This is a genomic window from Tsukamurella hominis (genome assembly GCF_965137015.1).
Taxonomy (GTDB): Bacteria; Actinomycetota; Actinomycetes; order Mycobacteriales; family Mycobacteriaceae; genus Tsukamurella; species Tsukamurella hominis.
This window is the reverse complement of sequence record NZ_CBCRZG010000004.1, coordinates 289,305-303,781: the sequence shown is the minus strand read 5'-3', so window position 1 is coordinate 303,781 and position 14,477 is coordinate 289,305. Positions and strand designations below refer to the sequence as shown.

Genomic DNA, 14,477 nt, shown 5'->3' with positions numbered 1-14,477 from the left:
TTAGTAGGTAACTACTATGTTGAATAGTAGATGAGGGGCGGGCAGGCCCGCCACCAAGAACTACTATGTGATCTAGTAGTTATGCTGAGTTCGAGGAAAGACAAGCGCGAGGTGAGGAGGGTGCACTGTGAGTGGTATGAACCGCAGGGCGGTCATTGGACGGGTGCGGTGGTGGCACGCAGCGGCTGGCGGTGCGCTGATCGCACTGGTGATCGCGATCCCCTCCCGAGTGCTTCCCAATCCTGTCTTCACCCGGATGACGCCGGTGCGCTGGTGGGACTACCTCGTCCTCGTGGTGGTGACCGTTCTCGCGGCCGCCTGGCTGGCAGCTCCGGTGGTGGCCGGGTGGAATCGTGGTGCTGTGCGAGGCACTTCCGGTGTGGTCCTGTCGACGCTCGCGGTGGGGTGCCCGTTGTGTAACAAGGTCGTCGTCGCGATGTTGGGCGCGTCGGGAGCGTTGACGCTGTGGGCGCCGCTGCAGCCCCTGGTTGCTGTCGTCTCGGCCCTCGCCATGGGTGCCGCGGTCGCCACCCGCTGGGGGATACGGTGGTCGTGGCGGGGCGGCGAGCCTGAGCATCCGCTACAGGTGAGCGAATGCCCCGCCGGGGTGTGCGACCCCTCGGCGAAGATGCCTGTGGCTGTGGACACGACCGCCGGGCATCGGCATTCGTGACTCGTCGAATAGCGGCACCGGAGCGTAGTGGCTCAAGGACGTAGGCGCTCGGGACTCGGTGTACGGTCGCTGAAATGCGACTCGTGGGTCGCACTCGCTAGTCACGATGAAGCGTCGCAGCGGATGTTGCTGCGCAGTTGGCCCCCCGGGGAACAGGCAAATCTCTCTGTCACGCTGCGCCACGGGCGCAGCGGGCTAGAGCGCTGGGCAGGAAATAGCGGACACGACGAGGGCTGCAAGCGCCACCGTAGCGGCTGATCCCAGGGCGGTGGCCGCGGCGACCGCGCCGCAGTGGCGCACGCGAGCACTGCGGCTCGCTGCGGGGAGCTGTAGGCGGCGGGCCCGCGCCGAGGTCGCGGTGGTCGCCATCGCCAGAGTAGGGCCCCGCCCGGCTGTCCCTGATCGCTGCCGCACCGATTGTGCGGAGGCCATCTGCAGCAGGGCCCGGTGTACCGTGGCCGCCCCGCAACGGCGTGCTGCTGCTCCGTCAGCGATCGCCTCGACCAATTCCCGCACGGCGCTCGGGGCGTTCCGGCACAGCGGGATCGGGCGCAGGACCTGCCCGATGACCTCAGTGATGGCAACGATCAGGTGGTGGCGACCGCGGAGGTGTGCGTGCTCGTGTGCCAGCACTGCCGCCAGCTCGGAGGGTGCCAACAAGGTCTGTAGGCCGCGGGAGATCACCACCATCCCGCCCCTGGGTGCGGCGATGGCGAATGCCAAGGGGGCGTCGTGCTCGAGGCACCACACTCGGCCGTCCCCGGCGGCTGGACTGGCCACCAGCCTTATTCGGTCGCAATGCAACGTCGCGACCGCCCGCCGGCGCGCGAGGACGAAGACGCAGCGCACGCCGGAGATCACGACGGAGCCCGCAATGAGCGCGGCTAGTGCGGCGCCGGTCGCCCGGCGTCCCTGCGGCACGGTGCCATGGACCGCCAGGGACCAGCAGTCTCCGAACGCAGTGGTTACCGAGTAGTCTGCGTGCAGCGGCAGCAACAGTGCCACGATCGCTAACGCCGTCAGCAGTCCAAGCATTGCCAGCGCTCCCACCCAGCCGATGAGCAGGGCAACTGGATCGAGCCGCGTACGCCCCGCGCGGGTGAGCAGCACAGGTCCGGCAGCCGCGATCGCAGCCGCCGCGACGACCAATGCCGCGAACACCGTCATCGTGTACTCATTCCCTCCATCCGGGTCCGGATTCGGATCTCGCGCACCGGGCTTAGTCTATTGCTGCCGTGACCGACGGCGTAGTGCCCGCCGGATGACCTTTGATTCCTCGTCCGACGCGGACTCGGTGAAGTGCAGCAGCACTGCCTCAGGATCGCCGGATGCATCCAGCACGTCACGCAGCGCCTGGGTCGCAGCCTCCGCGCGGCTGAGTGTCGGCTCGTAGAAGTAGGCCTTGCCGACCTTCTCGCGTTGGACCCACTGCTTGCGGTGCAGGTTGTCTAGAACCGTCATCACCGTGGTGTAGGCCAGTGCCCGCCCGGTGTCGAGGGCATCGACCACCTCCTGCACCTTCAAGGCGTGCTCACTGTCCCAGAGCACTTGCATGACCGCGGATTCCAACTCACCAGGCAAGGGTCGCACTCCTCCTTAGTACTATCGTGGATAGTAGCAGGATCTTGATTGAATCTTGAATACCGCAGGCCAACCCCATTGTAGGTGGCAGTTAAGGCTCTGCATCTGCTCGATCACCGCTTCCCTCTGTGGCGTCTGTGACGTACGGTTCGGATGGTACTCAAGGGGTGCCGGTGCGGCGCGTCAAACTTTGCGTAAAAAGATTGCGCACCAACAATATTCCGCTTCTGATCCCCTCGCGTGGGCGCAACCTCCCCGCGGGGGGCGGTCGGCTCGTTGAAGGAGATGTTCCGTGGTGAATCAGCATCGATGGGCGTCTGGAATGCAGCGGGCGGCGGCGGTGACGATCGTGGCTGCGATCGTGGTCGGCGGAGCGGATCCTGCGTGGGCGCGGCACGTGGGAGACGACCCTCGAGCAGGTCACTCGGTCGCGGTGGTTCCTTCGTTGATCGTGCGCCTTGCGGACTTTGATCAGCAGATCGCGGCTTTGCAGAACGACGTTGACATTCGGCGGCAGTCGGTGAACAAGGCGGTGATCGACGTGGCGTTGGCCGCCGACGCTGCGCGGGCCGCGACGAATGCAGTAGTAGTTGCGGATCGGGAGGCCGTGGCTTCCGACCAGGCAGTGGATGCTGCTCAGCGCAGGCTCGATGAGATGCTCCGCGCCGCCTACATGCAGGGGAACACCTCGGGCGGGGTCGCGGATGCTCTGACCGCCCCGGATGGGCAGACGGCGGTAGACCGCACTGCGGTTCTTCGGCGCGTTGCTGCCGCCCAGGCAGGTACTGTCACCGGCCTCAATGACGCCCGGCGGCGGGCGCGATCGAGCCGCGATGCTGCGCGGATCGCGAAGATCTCCGCGGATGCAGCGGCTGGCGCGGCTGCCGACCGCCGCACCCGAGCGCAGGGGTCGGTGGCCCAGACCCTGGAGGCGCTGCGTTCGGCGACCGATCAACGCCGACGGTTGGATTTGCGTCGGCAGACGGCCGCAAGGGCGCTCGCCGAGGCGAAGGCGAAGTCCGGGGATGCCGCAGGTCAGCAGCGGATCTATGACCAATACGTCGTCAGCGAACAGCAGACAGTGACGGTGCCTTCCTCGCAGCCGGCTCCTGCACCGGCGGCACCCCCGAACGCAAGCACACCCGTAGCGGCTCCTTCTGCGGCACCGGCAGTGTCGGCGCCCGGGGGGCCACCGTCGGCCGCGACCGCAGCGTCGTCGTTGCTCGGGCAACTGAGCAACCTGTTCGGGTTCACGCCGCAACCGCAGACCGCATCCCAGGTCCCGGCTCAAGCGGCAGCCCAGGTGCCTGCAATCCAGGCACCAGTAGCGCCTGTGTCAGTCGCGTCGATGTCGGGCAAGCAAATGATTGACACGGTCATTGCCCGGGGCCTGTCGGTGGTCGGCACCAGATATTCCTGGGGGGGTGGTGATATCAACGGCCCCACCGTCGGGGTCCGCGACGGCGGCGTTGCCGATACCTTCCGTGACTTCGAGAACCCGGGATTTGATTGCTCGGGCCTGACGCTGTTCGCATTTGCTGCCGTCGGCATCAAGCTCCCGCACTACAGCGGCTACCAGTACAACATCGGCAAGAAGGTTCCGCTCGCTGAGATCAAGCGGGGTGACCTGATCTTCTTCGGCCCGAATGCGAGCCAGCACGAAGCGCTCTATCTGGGTGACAACCAGATGCTTGAGGCACCCGAGTCCGGATCGACGGTCAAAGTATCGCCGCTGCGCACCGACGGCGCGATGCCCTACGTGGTCCGGCTGATCAATTCGTAGACCCAGTTCTAGTTACGACCTGTCGAAGGCTGTGGGAACGGTACTGCTGCTGGAGTGGGAGTCCGGCGACGGCCTGAATGCTGTGGTGGAAATGCCATGTTGCTGGGACTGGCGAGATGCCAACTCCGTGGGACTGCGTGATGCAGTGCAGGTGAGAAGGCTGACAGTCGCCAGGTAGGTCGGGACCCTACAGCGCCCTGCCTCCCCGACCCGGTTCGTCGTATCTAGTCGGTCCCCCGTGCACCGTTCACGACTCGTCGGCTCGGATCAGGACTTTTGCGCCGCTCCCTGCACGCAGCGCCTGGATGGCTTCGACGGTGAGGTCCAGGTCGGTCTCCCGGACCCAGCCGGTGAGGTCGTACAGGCCGGAGGCCATCGCGGCGATCACCTCGTCGAACTCCTCGTGCGTGTAGCCGACGGCGCCCACGACCTCGGTCTCCGCGAGCATGAGCTGCGTCGGCTGGAACTCGATCGCCTGCTCGTAGAACGCGAGGACGACCACGCGGCCCCCGGCGGACAGGCACGACACTGCCGAGGACAACGCGGACCCCGCGCCCGCCGCGTCGATCGCGACGTCCACCCCTTCGCCCTCGGTGAGCGCGGCGGCTGCGGCGGGGAGATCGCTGGGATCGACGGCGGTGGCGCCCAGGCGCTCGATGATCGCTCGGCGGTCGGGGCTCGGCTCGGACACCAGGATCTTCTCGATCCCGCGCGCCCGGAGGGCGAAGTAGGTGCCGATCCCGATCGGTCCGGCTCCGGCGATGAGGGCGCTGCCGCCGGCGTGGACACCGGATCGGGCGACTCCGTGCCAGGCGACCGCCATGGGCTCGACCAGGGCGCCCATCTTCAGGTCGACGCCGTCGGGGAGGACGTGCACCGAGGAGGCGTCGACGGTGGTGTACTCGGCGAGGCCGCCGCCCGGGGCGGTGGCGCCGACGGAGGCCATCTGCGGACAACAGAACGGGAGTCCTCGGCGGCAGGCCGAGCATTCGCCGCAGGAGTGTGCGAGTGGGTACACGGCGACGGTGTCGCCCACCGTGACCCCTGTGACGCCTTCGCCCACCTCGACCACGGTTCCCGAGAACTCGTGGCCGAGCACCCGCGGCATCCCGAGGTCCATCGGGACGGCCTCGGGGAAGTAGTAGACGTGCAGGTCCGAGCCGCAGATCCCGGCGAAGCCGTTGCGCAGCTTCACCTGCCCGGGGCCTGGCGAGGGGACGGGTACGTCCTCGACGCGGAGGTCCTCCTTGCCGTGGAACATCGCTGCCTTCATGGTGGTGTCTCCTTCTGGCCGGTGGTCGGCCGCTTCGTCGAATCGGTGGTCAGCGCTCGAGGGCGCGGCGGATGAACTCGTCGCGGACGGCGGCCGAGATCTGGGAGACGGCGGGTTGCCGGATCCCGATGTCGAAACCGTGGAAGCCGCCACCCCACATGTGCAGGTCCACGCTCACGCCGGCCTGGCTGAGGCGCTGTGCGTAGTCGATGGCCTCGTCGCGGAAGCCCTCGACCGATCCGACATCGATGAACGTCCGGGGCAATCCGGAGAGGTCCTGGGCGCGTGCCGGCGCCTCGTACGGACTCACGTCGGCCGTGCCCCGGCGCTCGCCGAGCAGGGCGGTCCAGGCCCAGAGGTTCTCGTTCCGGTCCCAGACTCCCTCGCCGTCCATCATCTGGGAGCTGTGGGTCTGCAGGCGATCGTCGAGCATGGGGCAGCCGAGGATCTGATGGGTGAGTCCGCGGAGCCCTCGGTCGCGAGCCATGAGGCTCACGCCGGCGGCGAGGTTCCCGCCGCCGCTGAAGCCGATGACCACGATGTGGTCCGGGTCCACGGTCAGCGTGCTCGCGTTCTCGGCCGCCCACGCCAGGCCGGCGTAGCAATCGTCGACGGGGCCCGGCGCGGGGTTCTCGGGGGCCGTGCCGTACTCGATCGACACGATGACGGCACGCCCCGCGGCCACGTGGTGGACCACCTCGTCGAGTGCGCTGTACCGGTCGCCCGCGACGACCCCGCCGCCGTGGATGTAGTACATCAGCGGCCACGGTCCGGTTCCGGCCGCCGGCGCGAGCACCGTGACGGTGAGCTCGCCCTGCGGTCCGGTGAACGTGTGGTCCTCGATCCGCACCTCGCCGCCGACGGTGAGGTCCGGCTTGGGGCGGCCGGGTAGGCCGTTCACGGACAGGTCGCGGACCTCGTCGAGGGTGGAGGCGGTCAGTCGGGGGATCGTCGCGGTGAACGCGTCGAGCACGGGGATGAGTTCGCTGTCGAACGGCGGACGCGAGGGCGGAGGAGTGGTGAGCGGGTTCATGGACCTCACCCAACCTGCCGGTGACCAGGCTGGACAGCCGCCGCATGACGCGGATTCGGGAGCGGAGACCCGCCAGTCGGCGGGTCGATCGTCGCCGACCAGGCGAAACAGCCAAACCAAACGGTTCGGTTCGGTACTCTGGAGGGATGGCAGACCGTTTCTCGGCCGATTCGACCCGCGACCGCATCCTCGCCGCGGCGGCGGACGAGTTCGCCGCGCACGGCGTTTCCGGAGCCAGGATCGATCGCATCGCTCGCCGTGCGCGGTCGAGCAAGGAGCGGGTGTACGCGCACTTCCGCAGTAAGACGGCGCTGTATCACGCGGTCGCCGAGGTCGAGCTGGGACAGATGGCCGAGGCCGTCGAACTGGACGTCGACGACCTGCCCGGATACGCGGGCCGCGTCCACGACTACTTCACCGCCAACCCGTCGCACCTGCGGCTGCTGCAGTGGGGGCGGATGGAGTCGTCCGCGGCCGGCGCTGAGGCGGATCCGTTCCGGGACGCGGTCCGGCGGATCGTCTCCGACGGGGTCGACGAGCTGCGCGAAGCGCAGCGACGCGGCCGTGTGGACCCGGCGTGGGATCCGCTGGACGTGATGGTGCTGGTGCACCAGTTGGCCCTCGCCTGGGTGGGGCAGGGAGATCTCGCGGACGTGGTGCACGACGACCGCGTGGCCGCGGGTGATCGGCGCCGGAAGGCGGTGGTCGCCGCAGTCGGGCAGCTGTTCCCGGCGGCCGTCGCCGGCACTGCCGGAGGGACGAGGCCCGCATGAGGGATCTCATCGTGCGGCTCACCACGAGCGACGGCGGCGCCGCTGATGCGTTGCGGGTGATCGCCCATTTCGACACGCTGGTCGACCACCGCGCGTCGGCGCTCGCGATCCTGCGCGCGGCCGCCGCGCTCGCCGAGTGTCCCGTCGGATTCGACGATCCGGATCGCGCCATGCGCGTGGCCGTGGACGCGGACGGGAAGCTGGTGCCCGACGTGTCCGGGCCGACGGCCGCCGCACTGGTGGATGAATTCGCAGGCGTGACGGTGTGGCTGGACCGCGGCTCCGACGACTGGCCGCTCGACCGCCTCGTCCTCGAGAGGTTCGCCAGGAGTCTGCACGCGGTGAAAAGGGGCCGCGACGTGTCGCCCGTCGTGGCGGCGATCCGGACGGCCTGCGACGCCGACGTCCAACCGGTGGAGCGCGAGGAGGCGTTGCGGTACTTGGGGATCGGCGCGACGGTCGCGGTCGTGGTCACGCGCCTCGACGACGCGCCCGCGATGGTCCGGGGTCTCGACGTGGACGGGGGATTCCAACTGCACCTGTTCGACCCCGATCGCGCCCCCGGGGAAGTCCCACCGGACGTTGCCGCGGGGGTGCACGTCTGCCCCGCCGCCGACGTGCACCGGGAGTGGGCTCGGGCGGTGACGGCGCGACGGATAGCCGTCGACACGACGGGGCGGCCGATCCACGTCCGCTACTCCGATCTCGGCAGTATCGCGGCGGTGGTCGAGACCGTCGACGCGGACACGGCGAGGGCGAATCCCGATGTCCGGTGCCTCGTCGAGCTGCAGGGTGAACGTCCCTGGGTGGTGCCGACTCTCGACCTGATGCTCAGCGGGGCGAGTATCCGGGAGGCGGCCCGATCGCAGAACCTCCATCACTCCACGATGCGTCAGCGCCTGGACTGGCTCGAGCGGAGACTCGGCTACACGTCCGCGGGTATGGGCCACGCCCGGGCGAGCCTCGCGGTCACGCTGTGGCGAATCGCCGTGGCGGCCGATCACTCGCAGACGACCGACAACCGGCGGTAGTGACTGGCGGAATTGCGCCCGGGCGGCGGCTGGGAGAGGTCCCGGCTTCGCGGTTGAGTGAGGGGACACGACGAAGGAGATTCCCATGACCGCTGACAGCACAATCGATTTCGGTCCCGCGACGGTACGACCGCCCTACGATCCCGAACTGATCCCGGGATTGGAGCTGATCCGTTCCGCTTCCCCCGCGTTGAGCGACGACACGCTCGAACTCATGCGGGAGATCACGATGGCGGCCATCCCGGGCCGCGCACCGGTGGACCTCACCGCGGGTGGCGCCGTGCGGGTGGACGAGATGGTCGTTCCCGTCGCCGGCGCGGAACTGGAGCTCACGGTGCTGACTCCGGCCACCGGCCCAGGACCCTGGCCGCTCGTCTACTACGTCCACGGCGGCGGGATGGTGGCCGGGGGACGCCGCCTCGGGCTGGACGACCACCTCGAACACGTCCGCGAGGGCCGCGCCGTGGTCGCGTCGATCGAGTACCGCCGAGCGCCCGAACATCCCGACCCCGTGCCGGTCTCGGACTGCTACGCGGGCCTCCGGTGGTGCGCCGAGAACGCGGCGCTGCTGCACGTCGATCCGTCGCACATCGTGGTCACGGGCACCAGCGCCGGGGGCGGGCTCGCCGCCGGTTCGGTACTCCTGGCGCGCGACGAGGACTTCCCCACGGTCTCCTACCAGGCGCTCTGGTGTCCCATGCTCGACGACCGATTCCTCACCCACAGCTCGACGATGCTCGAGGACGACGGGACGTGGGACCGCAACGGCAACCTCTACGGGTGGACTGCCCTCCTCGGGGAGCGGCGGGGCACGGCGCAGGTGTCCGAATACGCGGCCCCGGCGCGTGCGACGAACCTGGCCGGGCTGCCGAGGTCGTATCTCGATGTGGGTTCCGCGGAGGGATTCCGGGACGAGGCCATCGATTACGCGCAGCGGCTGAGCCAGGCCGGGGTGAGCGTGGACCTGCACATGTGGGGTGGTGGATTCCACGGGTTCGAGAACGTTGCGCAGGCGGCCGTCGCGCAGGTCGCGACCACGACGCGTCTCGAGTTCATGCGCAGGGCGCTCGAAGTCTGATCGGGCGGAGCCGCCGAACCCGGCTCGACGCCGTTCGCCCGGCCCCCGTTCGCTGGGTGAACGGCGCCGGGCGATCACATCGTCCCCTGAGCGCAGGCGATCCCATCCGGATGGCCGGCGGCGACGAATACAGGGTGTCCGGATAGTCAGACGGATCGACGATGGGGTTCACATGACCAGTGGGGGCAGAGGCCCGAGAACGAGGTTGCTCGATACGGCACTCGACCGATCGATCGTGTTCGGGTACTCGAACATCGGCTACGCGCTGCGCAGGTCTCGGTGGGACGACGGCGATCCGCGCCCCCGATCACTGGCCGGGCGCACCGTCGTCGTCACGGGAGCCACGTCGGGCATCGGGGCCGCGATCGCGCAGCGGGTCGCGGACCTGGGCGCGAAGGTCGTGATCATGGGCCGGAACAGTGTGCGCGCCGGGGAGGTTCGGGACCGCATCGTCCGTCGCCGGCCGAACGCGACCGTCACCGTCGAGCTCGGCGACGTCTCCGATCTCCACGCGCTGCCCGACGTGGCCGAACGGCTCGCGACGCACGGCGTCGATGTGATCGTGCACAACGCCGGCGTCATGCCGCCGGAGTGGACGGCCGCGAGCAACGGTCACGAGCTCTCCCTCGCGACGCACGTGCTGGGGCCGATCCTCCTGACGGATCTGCTGGAACCGCAGCTGGCGGCCGCCGAGGACGCCCGCGTGATCTTCATGTCGTCCGGGGGCATGTACACGGCCGAACTCCCGACGGACGATCTCGACTACCGCAGCGGCGAGTACAAGGGCGCCGTCGCGTACGCACGGAGCAAACGCGTCCAGGTGGCGATGGTGCCGATCCTGGCGCAGCGGTGGGAGTCGGCGGACGTGACCGTGGCGGGGATGCACCCCGGCTGGGTGGCCACCCCCGGCGTCGCCGATTCGCTGCCCGGCTTCAGCACGGTGGCGGGCCCGCTGCTGCGGAACGCGGATCAGGGCGCCGAGACGGCGGTGTGGCTGGCGGCGACGACCCCGAAGCCGGCGAACGGCAGATTCTGGCACGACCGTACAGAACGCCCCGAGCATTACCTGCGGCGCACCGAGTTCAGCGAGAGCGACCGCCGCGCCGTCTGGAGCGACGTGTGCTCCTTCGCAGGGATTGCTCCCTGACCGTCGAATCCTCCGCCGATCCAAGCTCGCACACCGATGGAAGGACACAGCGTGATCACCAAGCAGCACACCGTGCACACCTCCGCACCCGTGGACGTCGTCTTCACCTACCTGGCCGACTTCACCAACGCTCAGGAGTGGGACCCCAACGCCGTGAAGGTCACGCGCCTCCTAGGGAACGGTGGCGTGGGTTCGACGTACCGAGTCACGAGCAGGTTCGCCGGTGCGACCACCGACCTCGACTACGAACTCACCGATCTCCAGCCCACGTCGCTGATCCGCCTGAGGGGCCGAAAGAGTTCACTGACCGCGATCGACACCATCTCCATCGCGCCCGAGGGGGCGGGCAGCGCTGTCACCTATGCGGTGGAGTTCACCTTCCACGGCCTCCTCCGCTTCCTGGAGCCCGTGCTCGCCCTCGCCGTGGACAAGCTGTTCGTCGACGGCGCCGAGGGACTGTCGGCGAACCTCGACCAGCTCGCCTGATTCCGGACGGTCACGGCGAAGCCGGCCGCGGGCATACGATGCGCATCATGGTCCGGTACGTCGACGAGGATCTGCGCGGGGCGGAGTTCCGCGAGTGCGACCTGTCCGGGGCGCGGTTCGTCGGGGCCGTCATGCAGGACGTCGCGATCGACGGGCTCGTCTCCGGCCTGATGGTGAACGGGGTCGACGTGACGGCGCACGTGGAGGCCGAACTCGACCGGAGGTACCCGGTGCGCGCCCTGATCCGCTCGGAGGACCCCGCCGACCTGCGCCGCGCGGCGGCGGCGCTCCACGCCGACTGGGCCGTCACCGTCGAGCGCATCCGCCGCGCTCCCGGCATCGAGCGCCGCACCGTGAACGGCGAGTGGTCGGCGGCGCAGACCCTGCGACACCTCGTCTTCGTCCACGACTCGTGGTTCCGCCGCTGCTGCCGGGGCTCGCGGGCGACCTTCACACCGATGGGCCTCGGACCGGACGTCGCCCCCTACCGCGGGGCGCACGGTCTGGACCTCGCCGCCGATCCCTCCTTCGACGAGGTCGCGGCGGTGCGCACCGCCCAGGCGGCCGAGCTCGAGGGCTGGCTCGACGGGGTCGCACCGGAGCAGCTCGCGGAGCCCGCGCCCGTACCCGACGACGACGTCTGGCCGCCCTACGCGCGGGGCCGCTCGGTGGGGCAGTGCCTGCGCACCGTGCTCACTGAGACCTTCGAGCACCACCGCTACTGCGTCCGCGACCTCGACCTGATCGAGGCCGAGGCGCACTGATTCAGTCGACCACGCCCAACGACGCGTACGACTCCTTGACGAACCGCAGGTGCGACCAGGTCTCCGCCCCGGCGACGGAGGGCAGTGACCGCACCGCGTCGACGGTGTCGGCCAGCGCACTCGACGATGGCGCGCGCACCGTCGCGAGCAGGTCGAACGTCCCGACGGTGCGGGCGAGGAAGCTCACCCCGTCGAGCACCTCCAGGCGCCGGGCGGCGTCCCGCGCGTCGCCGCGGACGTGGATCCCCATACCCAGCGCGTGCTCCGAACCCCGGCTGACGATGGGGCCGATCCGCACCACCGACGCCTCCACCAGGCGGAGCACCCGCCGGCGCGCGGCGGCCGCCGACACCCCGGCCACCGTAGCGAGCTGGACGTACGACGCCCGGCCGTCGCGCTCAAGCACCTGCAGGAGGGCGACGTCGGTGGCGTCGAGCTGCGCCGTCGCCTCGCCGACGGGGCCGACGGCGTCCCGGATCACCTCGCGGTAGGCCAGGGTCTCGGCCCGCGCCACGCCGCGCAGGCCACGGAGTCGGGAGAGCACGGCGTCGACGGCGTCGCCCGATCCCGTCCGGATCTCCGCCGCCACCGCGTACCGGCCGGTGGTGATCGACACGTAGACCACCTCCGGCAGCGCGGCGACCGCCTCCGCGACGGGCGCGGCGGCACCGTCGACCTCGATCCGGGCGTAGCAGACCGAGCCCCGGCCGAGCACCGACGGATGCACCACGCCCTGCACGGTGAACGCCCCGGAGTCGAGGAGGCGTCGCATCCGTGCGGCCACCGTCGCGCGGGTGATGCCTGCGGCGGCGGCGAGCTCCCGGTGGCTCAGCCGGCCGTCGGCGCTGAGCAACGCCACCAGCGTCCGGTCGACCTCGTCCATCGATTCCTCTCGAACTTCGTCCGCCGCCTTTTCGGGACGAACCGCTGTACCGATGATGCGGCACGGAGTGGTTCGGTGCAGCGTTTGGGGCACTTCGGCCAGTACTCACCGAGCGGATCGTTCGCCCCGACGGATCCGGCTGTCATGAACTGCTTGCGAGGTGCTGTGATCGGCCTTACAGTTGGCCGATCCGAAGCGGAGAACCGCAGGTCAGGAGACGAAATGCAGCACACGATCCCCGAGGGCGAGGTGCTCGCGGCGGCCGATCGCATCATCGAGGCCTTCGCCGCGACGAACACCGAGGGCTACTTCGCGGGCTTCCACCCGGCCGCGAGCTTCGTCTTCCACACCGAGCCCCGGACGCTCGCCGACCGCGCCGAGTACGAGCGGGTCTGGGCGGGCTGGGTCGACTCCGGCTGGCGCGTCGTCTCCTGCGAGAGTACTGAGCGCCTCGTGACGGCCGTCGGCGCCACCGCCGTCTTCAGCCACGCGGTGCACACGGTGACGCAGGACGGCGACGGCACCCGCACCGAGACGCGGGAGCGCGAGTCGATCGTCTTCACCACCACGCCCGACGGTGCGCTCGTCGCCGTCCACGAGCACCTCTCGGCCGCCTGATGCTGCGCTACTACCGCCGCCTCGACGCGCACCTGCACGCCGGCGCCGACGACGGCACGCCCGTGCGGGGCGACCTCGGCGGCCGCCGGATCTTCGCCATCTGGCTCGCGGCCAACCTCGTGGTGACCACCATGCTGACCGGCACGCTGTTCGTGCCGTCGGTCTCGCTGAGTAGCGCCCTGGTGCTGATCGTCGCCGGCACGGTCGTCGGCGCTCTGGTGCTCGTCGCCGTCGGGAACGTCGGCACCCGCACGGGCCTGCCGACGATGGCGCTCACCCGCGCCTCGTTCGGGGTGCGGGGCAGCCGGATCCCGGTGGCCGCCAACATCGCCGTGCTCATGGGGTGGAGCTGGGTGCAGGCGATGCTCGCCGGCGTCACCGTGAACTACGTGATCGAGCAGCAGACCGGGTATTCGAACCCCGCGCTGTTCTCCGTGCTGTGCGAGGTGATCGTGGTGTCGCTGGCGATCTTCGGCCACGCCGGCATCGCCAAGGTGGAACCGATTCTGGCCGTGGTGATCCTGGCGATCATGGCCTACCTGTTCATCGACATGTTCGGCGACGGCTTCGCCCGCCTGAACGCGCTGCCCCGTGACCCGGAGGGGCTCAGCGGCCTCGGCATCTTCGACATCGTGGTCGCCACGGCCATCTCGTGGACGGTGCTCTCGGCCGACATCAATCGGTTCGCGCGGAGCGAGCGCGGCGGCGTGATCGGTTCGGGCCTGGGCTACATCGCGTCGACGGTGGCCGCGATGGCCCTGGGCGCCACCGCGATCGCGTGGCTGCTCGCGAACGGCAGGGACGCACCGCCCTTCGACCCGACGGTGATCGTGGCCGAGTTCGGCATCCCCCTGGCCGGCGTGGTCTTCTTCTCCGTCATGGCGACCAACTCGATGGCCGTCTACGGGATGGTCACCTCGCTGGTGAACGCCGAGCCCGGCCGGATCCGGTTCCTGCCCGCCGCGCTGGGACTCGGAGTGATCTCGATCGCGGGGTCGGCGTGGCTGGCGTTGCTCGACAAGTTCACCTCCTTCCTCACCGCCATCGGCATCGTCTTCATCCCCGTCTTCGCGATCATCGTCGTGGACTTCTACGTGCTGCGGCGCGGGCGGTACGCGGCGTCGCTCGCCGAGGCCGGGTCGCGCGACTACTGGTACCGCGGCGGCTGGAACCCGGTGGCTGTGGCGGTGTGGGTGGTGGGCGTCGCCTTCTCCTCGGCGATCACCTACCTGTGGGTCAGCCCCGTGGGCGCCACCGTCCCGACGTTCCTGGTGAGCGCGGGCCTGTACTGGGCAGCGAGCGCCGTGGTCCGCGGCCGGTCCACGACGGAGGACCTCGTCGCGGGCTAGTGTCT

General features: G+C 69.6%; 15 protein-coding genes. 10 read left to right on the top strand and 5 right to left on the bottom strand.

The window, feature by feature from the left end:
* Positions 1-136 precede the first annotated feature (136 nt).
* A complete protein-coding gene (locus ACM9LD_RS08190) occupies positions 137-673 on the top strand; it encodes a hypothetical protein (RefSeq protein ID WP_019201637.1) in 537 nt (178 codons plus the stop codon).
* Positions 674-868: 195 nt separating this feature from the next.
* Here the strand turns inward: ACM9LD_RS08190 and ACM9LD_RS08185 are convergent, their stop codons facing one another.
* A complete protein-coding gene (locus ACM9LD_RS08185) occupies positions 869-1,840 on the bottom strand; it encodes a M56 family metallopeptidase (RefSeq protein ID WP_019201638.1) in 972 nt (323 codons plus the stop codon).
* Between the two features lie 57 nt (positions 1,841-1,897).
* Positions 1,898-2,263: a BlaI/MecI/CopY family transcriptional regulator gene (locus ACM9LD_RS08180; protein ID WP_040765956.1), complete on the bottom strand. Its 366-nt coding sequence runs from the start codon at positions 2,261-2,263 to the stop codon at positions 1,898-1,900.
* A gap of 283 nt (positions 2,264-2,546) precedes the next feature.
* Between ACM9LD_RS08180 and ACM9LD_RS08175 the strand changes: the two genes are divergently transcribed.
* On the top strand, positions 2,547-4,037 hold the full coding sequence (locus ACM9LD_RS08175; protein WP_126195761.1) for an NlpC/P60 family protein: 1,491 nt from the start codon (positions 2,547-2,549) through the stop codon (positions 4,035-4,037).
* 247 nt (positions 4,038-4,284) lie between these two features.
* On the opposite strand, the gene ACM9LD_RS08170 is transcribed toward ACM9LD_RS08175, so the two are convergent.
* Together ACM9LD_RS08170 and ACM9LD_RS08165 are read right to left on the bottom strand one after the other, a co-directional pair.
* Positions 4,285-5,310 (bottom strand): alcohol dehydrogenase catalytic domain-containing protein, encoded by a 1,026-nt coding sequence (locus ACM9LD_RS08170; protein ID WP_415676218.1) that lies wholly within the window; start codon positions 5,308-5,310, stop codon positions 4,285-4,287.
* Between the two features lie 49 nt (positions 5,311-5,359).
* Positions 5,360-6,343 (bottom strand): alpha/beta hydrolase, encoded by a 984-nt coding sequence (locus tag ACM9LD_RS08165; protein ID WP_415676217.1) that lies wholly within the window; start codon positions 6,341-6,343, stop codon positions 5,360-5,362.
* A gap of 146 nt (positions 6,344-6,489) precedes the next feature.
* On the opposite strand from ACM9LD_RS08165, the gene ACM9LD_RS08160 reads away from it, so the two are divergent.
* From ACM9LD_RS08160 to ACM9LD_RS08135, 6 genes are all read left to right on the top strand, one after another.
* A complete protein-coding gene (locus ACM9LD_RS08160) occupies positions 6,490-7,116 on the top strand; it encodes a TetR family transcriptional regulator (RefSeq protein ID WP_415676216.1) in 627 nt (208 codons plus the stop codon).
* Positions 7,113-8,147, top strand: coding sequence for a CdaR family protein (locus ACM9LD_RS08155; RefSeq protein WP_415676215.1), 1,035 nt, complete (start codon positions 7,113-7,115; stop codon positions 8,145-8,147). The genes ACM9LD_RS08160 and ACM9LD_RS08155 overlap by 4 nt, the downstream gene beginning before the upstream one ends.
* A gap of 85 nt (positions 8,148-8,232) precedes the next feature.
* On the top strand, positions 8,233-9,225 hold the full coding sequence (locus ACM9LD_RS08150; protein WP_415676214.1) for an alpha/beta hydrolase: 993 nt from the start codon (positions 8,233-8,235) through the stop codon (positions 9,223-9,225).
* A gap of 172 nt (positions 9,226-9,397) precedes the next feature.
* Entirely contained in the window at positions 9,398-10,372 is a 975-nt protein-coding gene (locus ACM9LD_RS08145) for an SDR family NAD(P)-dependent oxidoreductase (protein WP_415676213.1), read from the top strand.
* A gap of 51 nt (positions 10,373-10,423) precedes the next feature.
* Entirely contained in the window at positions 10,424-10,858 is a 435-nt protein-coding gene (locus ACM9LD_RS08140) for an SRPBCC family protein (RefSeq protein ID WP_415676212.1), read from the top strand.
* Positions 10,859-10,905: 47 nt separating this feature from the next.
* A complete protein-coding gene (locus ACM9LD_RS08135; RefSeq protein WP_415676211.1) occupies positions 10,906-11,622 on the top strand; it encodes a DinB family protein in 717 nt (238 codons plus the stop codon).
* A 1-nt stretch (position 11,623) separates the two neighbouring features.
* Here the strand turns inward: ACM9LD_RS08135 and ACM9LD_RS08130 are convergent, their stop codons facing one another.
* Positions 11,624-12,505, bottom strand: a complete 882-nt coding sequence (locus ACM9LD_RS08130; protein ID WP_415676210.1) for an AsnC family transcriptional regulator — start codon at positions 12,503-12,505, stop codon at positions 11,624-11,626.
* A 222-nt stretch (positions 12,506-12,727) separates the two neighbouring features.
* Between ACM9LD_RS08130 and ACM9LD_RS08125 the strand changes: the two genes are divergently transcribed.
* On the top strand, positions 12,728-13,123 hold the full coding sequence (locus tag ACM9LD_RS08125; protein ID WP_415676209.1) for a YybH family protein: 396 nt from the start codon (positions 12,728-12,730) through the stop codon (positions 13,121-13,123).
* Positions 13,123-14,472, top strand: coding sequence for a purine-cytosine permease family protein (locus ACM9LD_RS08120; RefSeq protein ID WP_415676208.1), 1,350 nt, complete (start codon positions 13,123-13,125; stop codon positions 14,470-14,472). Before ACM9LD_RS08125 ends, ACM9LD_RS08120 begins: the two co-directional genes overlap by 1 nt.
* Positions 14,473-14,477 lie beyond the last annotated feature (5 nt).

Coding starts and splice junctions, on each gene's coding strand:
- ACM9LD_RS08190 (WP_019201637.1), top strand. CDS start 137: ATGAACCGCAGGGCGGTCATTGGACGGGTGCGGTGGTGGCACGCAGCG.
- ACM9LD_RS08185 (WP_019201638.1), bottom strand. CDS start 1,840: ATGACGGTGTTCGCGGCATTGGTCGTCGCGGCGGCTGCGATCGCGGCT.
- ACM9LD_RS08170 (WP_415676218.1), bottom strand. CDS start 5,310: ATGAAGGCAGCGATGTTCCACGGCAAGGAGGACCTCCGCGTCGAGGAC.
- ACM9LD_RS08165 (WP_415676217.1), bottom strand. CDS start 6,343: ATGAACCCGCTCACCACTCCTCCGCCCTCGCGTCCGCCGTTCGACAGC.
- ACM9LD_RS08160 (WP_415676216.1), top strand. CDS start 6,490: ATGGCAGACCGTTTCTCGGCCGATTCGACCCGCGACCGCATCCTCGCC.
- ACM9LD_RS08155 (WP_415676215.1), top strand. CDS start 7,113: ATGAGGGATCTCATCGTGCGGCTCACCACGAGCGACGGCGGCGCCGCT.
- ACM9LD_RS08150 (WP_415676214.1), top strand. CDS start 8,233: ATGACCGCTGACAGCACAATCGATTTCGGTCCCGCGACGGTACGACCG.
- ACM9LD_RS08145 (WP_415676213.1), top strand. CDS start 9,398: ATGACCAGTGGGGGCAGAGGCCCGAGAACGAGGTTGCTCGATACGGCA.
- ACM9LD_RS08135 (WP_415676211.1), top strand. CDS start 10,906: ATGGTCCGGTACGTCGACGAGGATCTGCGCGGGGCGGAGTTCCGCGAG.
- ACM9LD_RS08130 (WP_415676210.1), bottom strand. CDS start 12,505: ATGGACGAGGTCGACCGGACGCTGGTGGCGTTGCTCAGCGCCGACGGC.
- ACM9LD_RS08125 (WP_415676209.1), top strand. CDS start 12,728: ATGCAGCACACGATCCCCGAGGGCGAGGTGCTCGCGGCGGCCGATCGC.
- ACM9LD_RS08120 (WP_415676208.1), top strand. CDS start 13,123: ATGCTGCGCTACTACCGCCGCCTCGACGCGCACCTGCACGCCGGCGCC.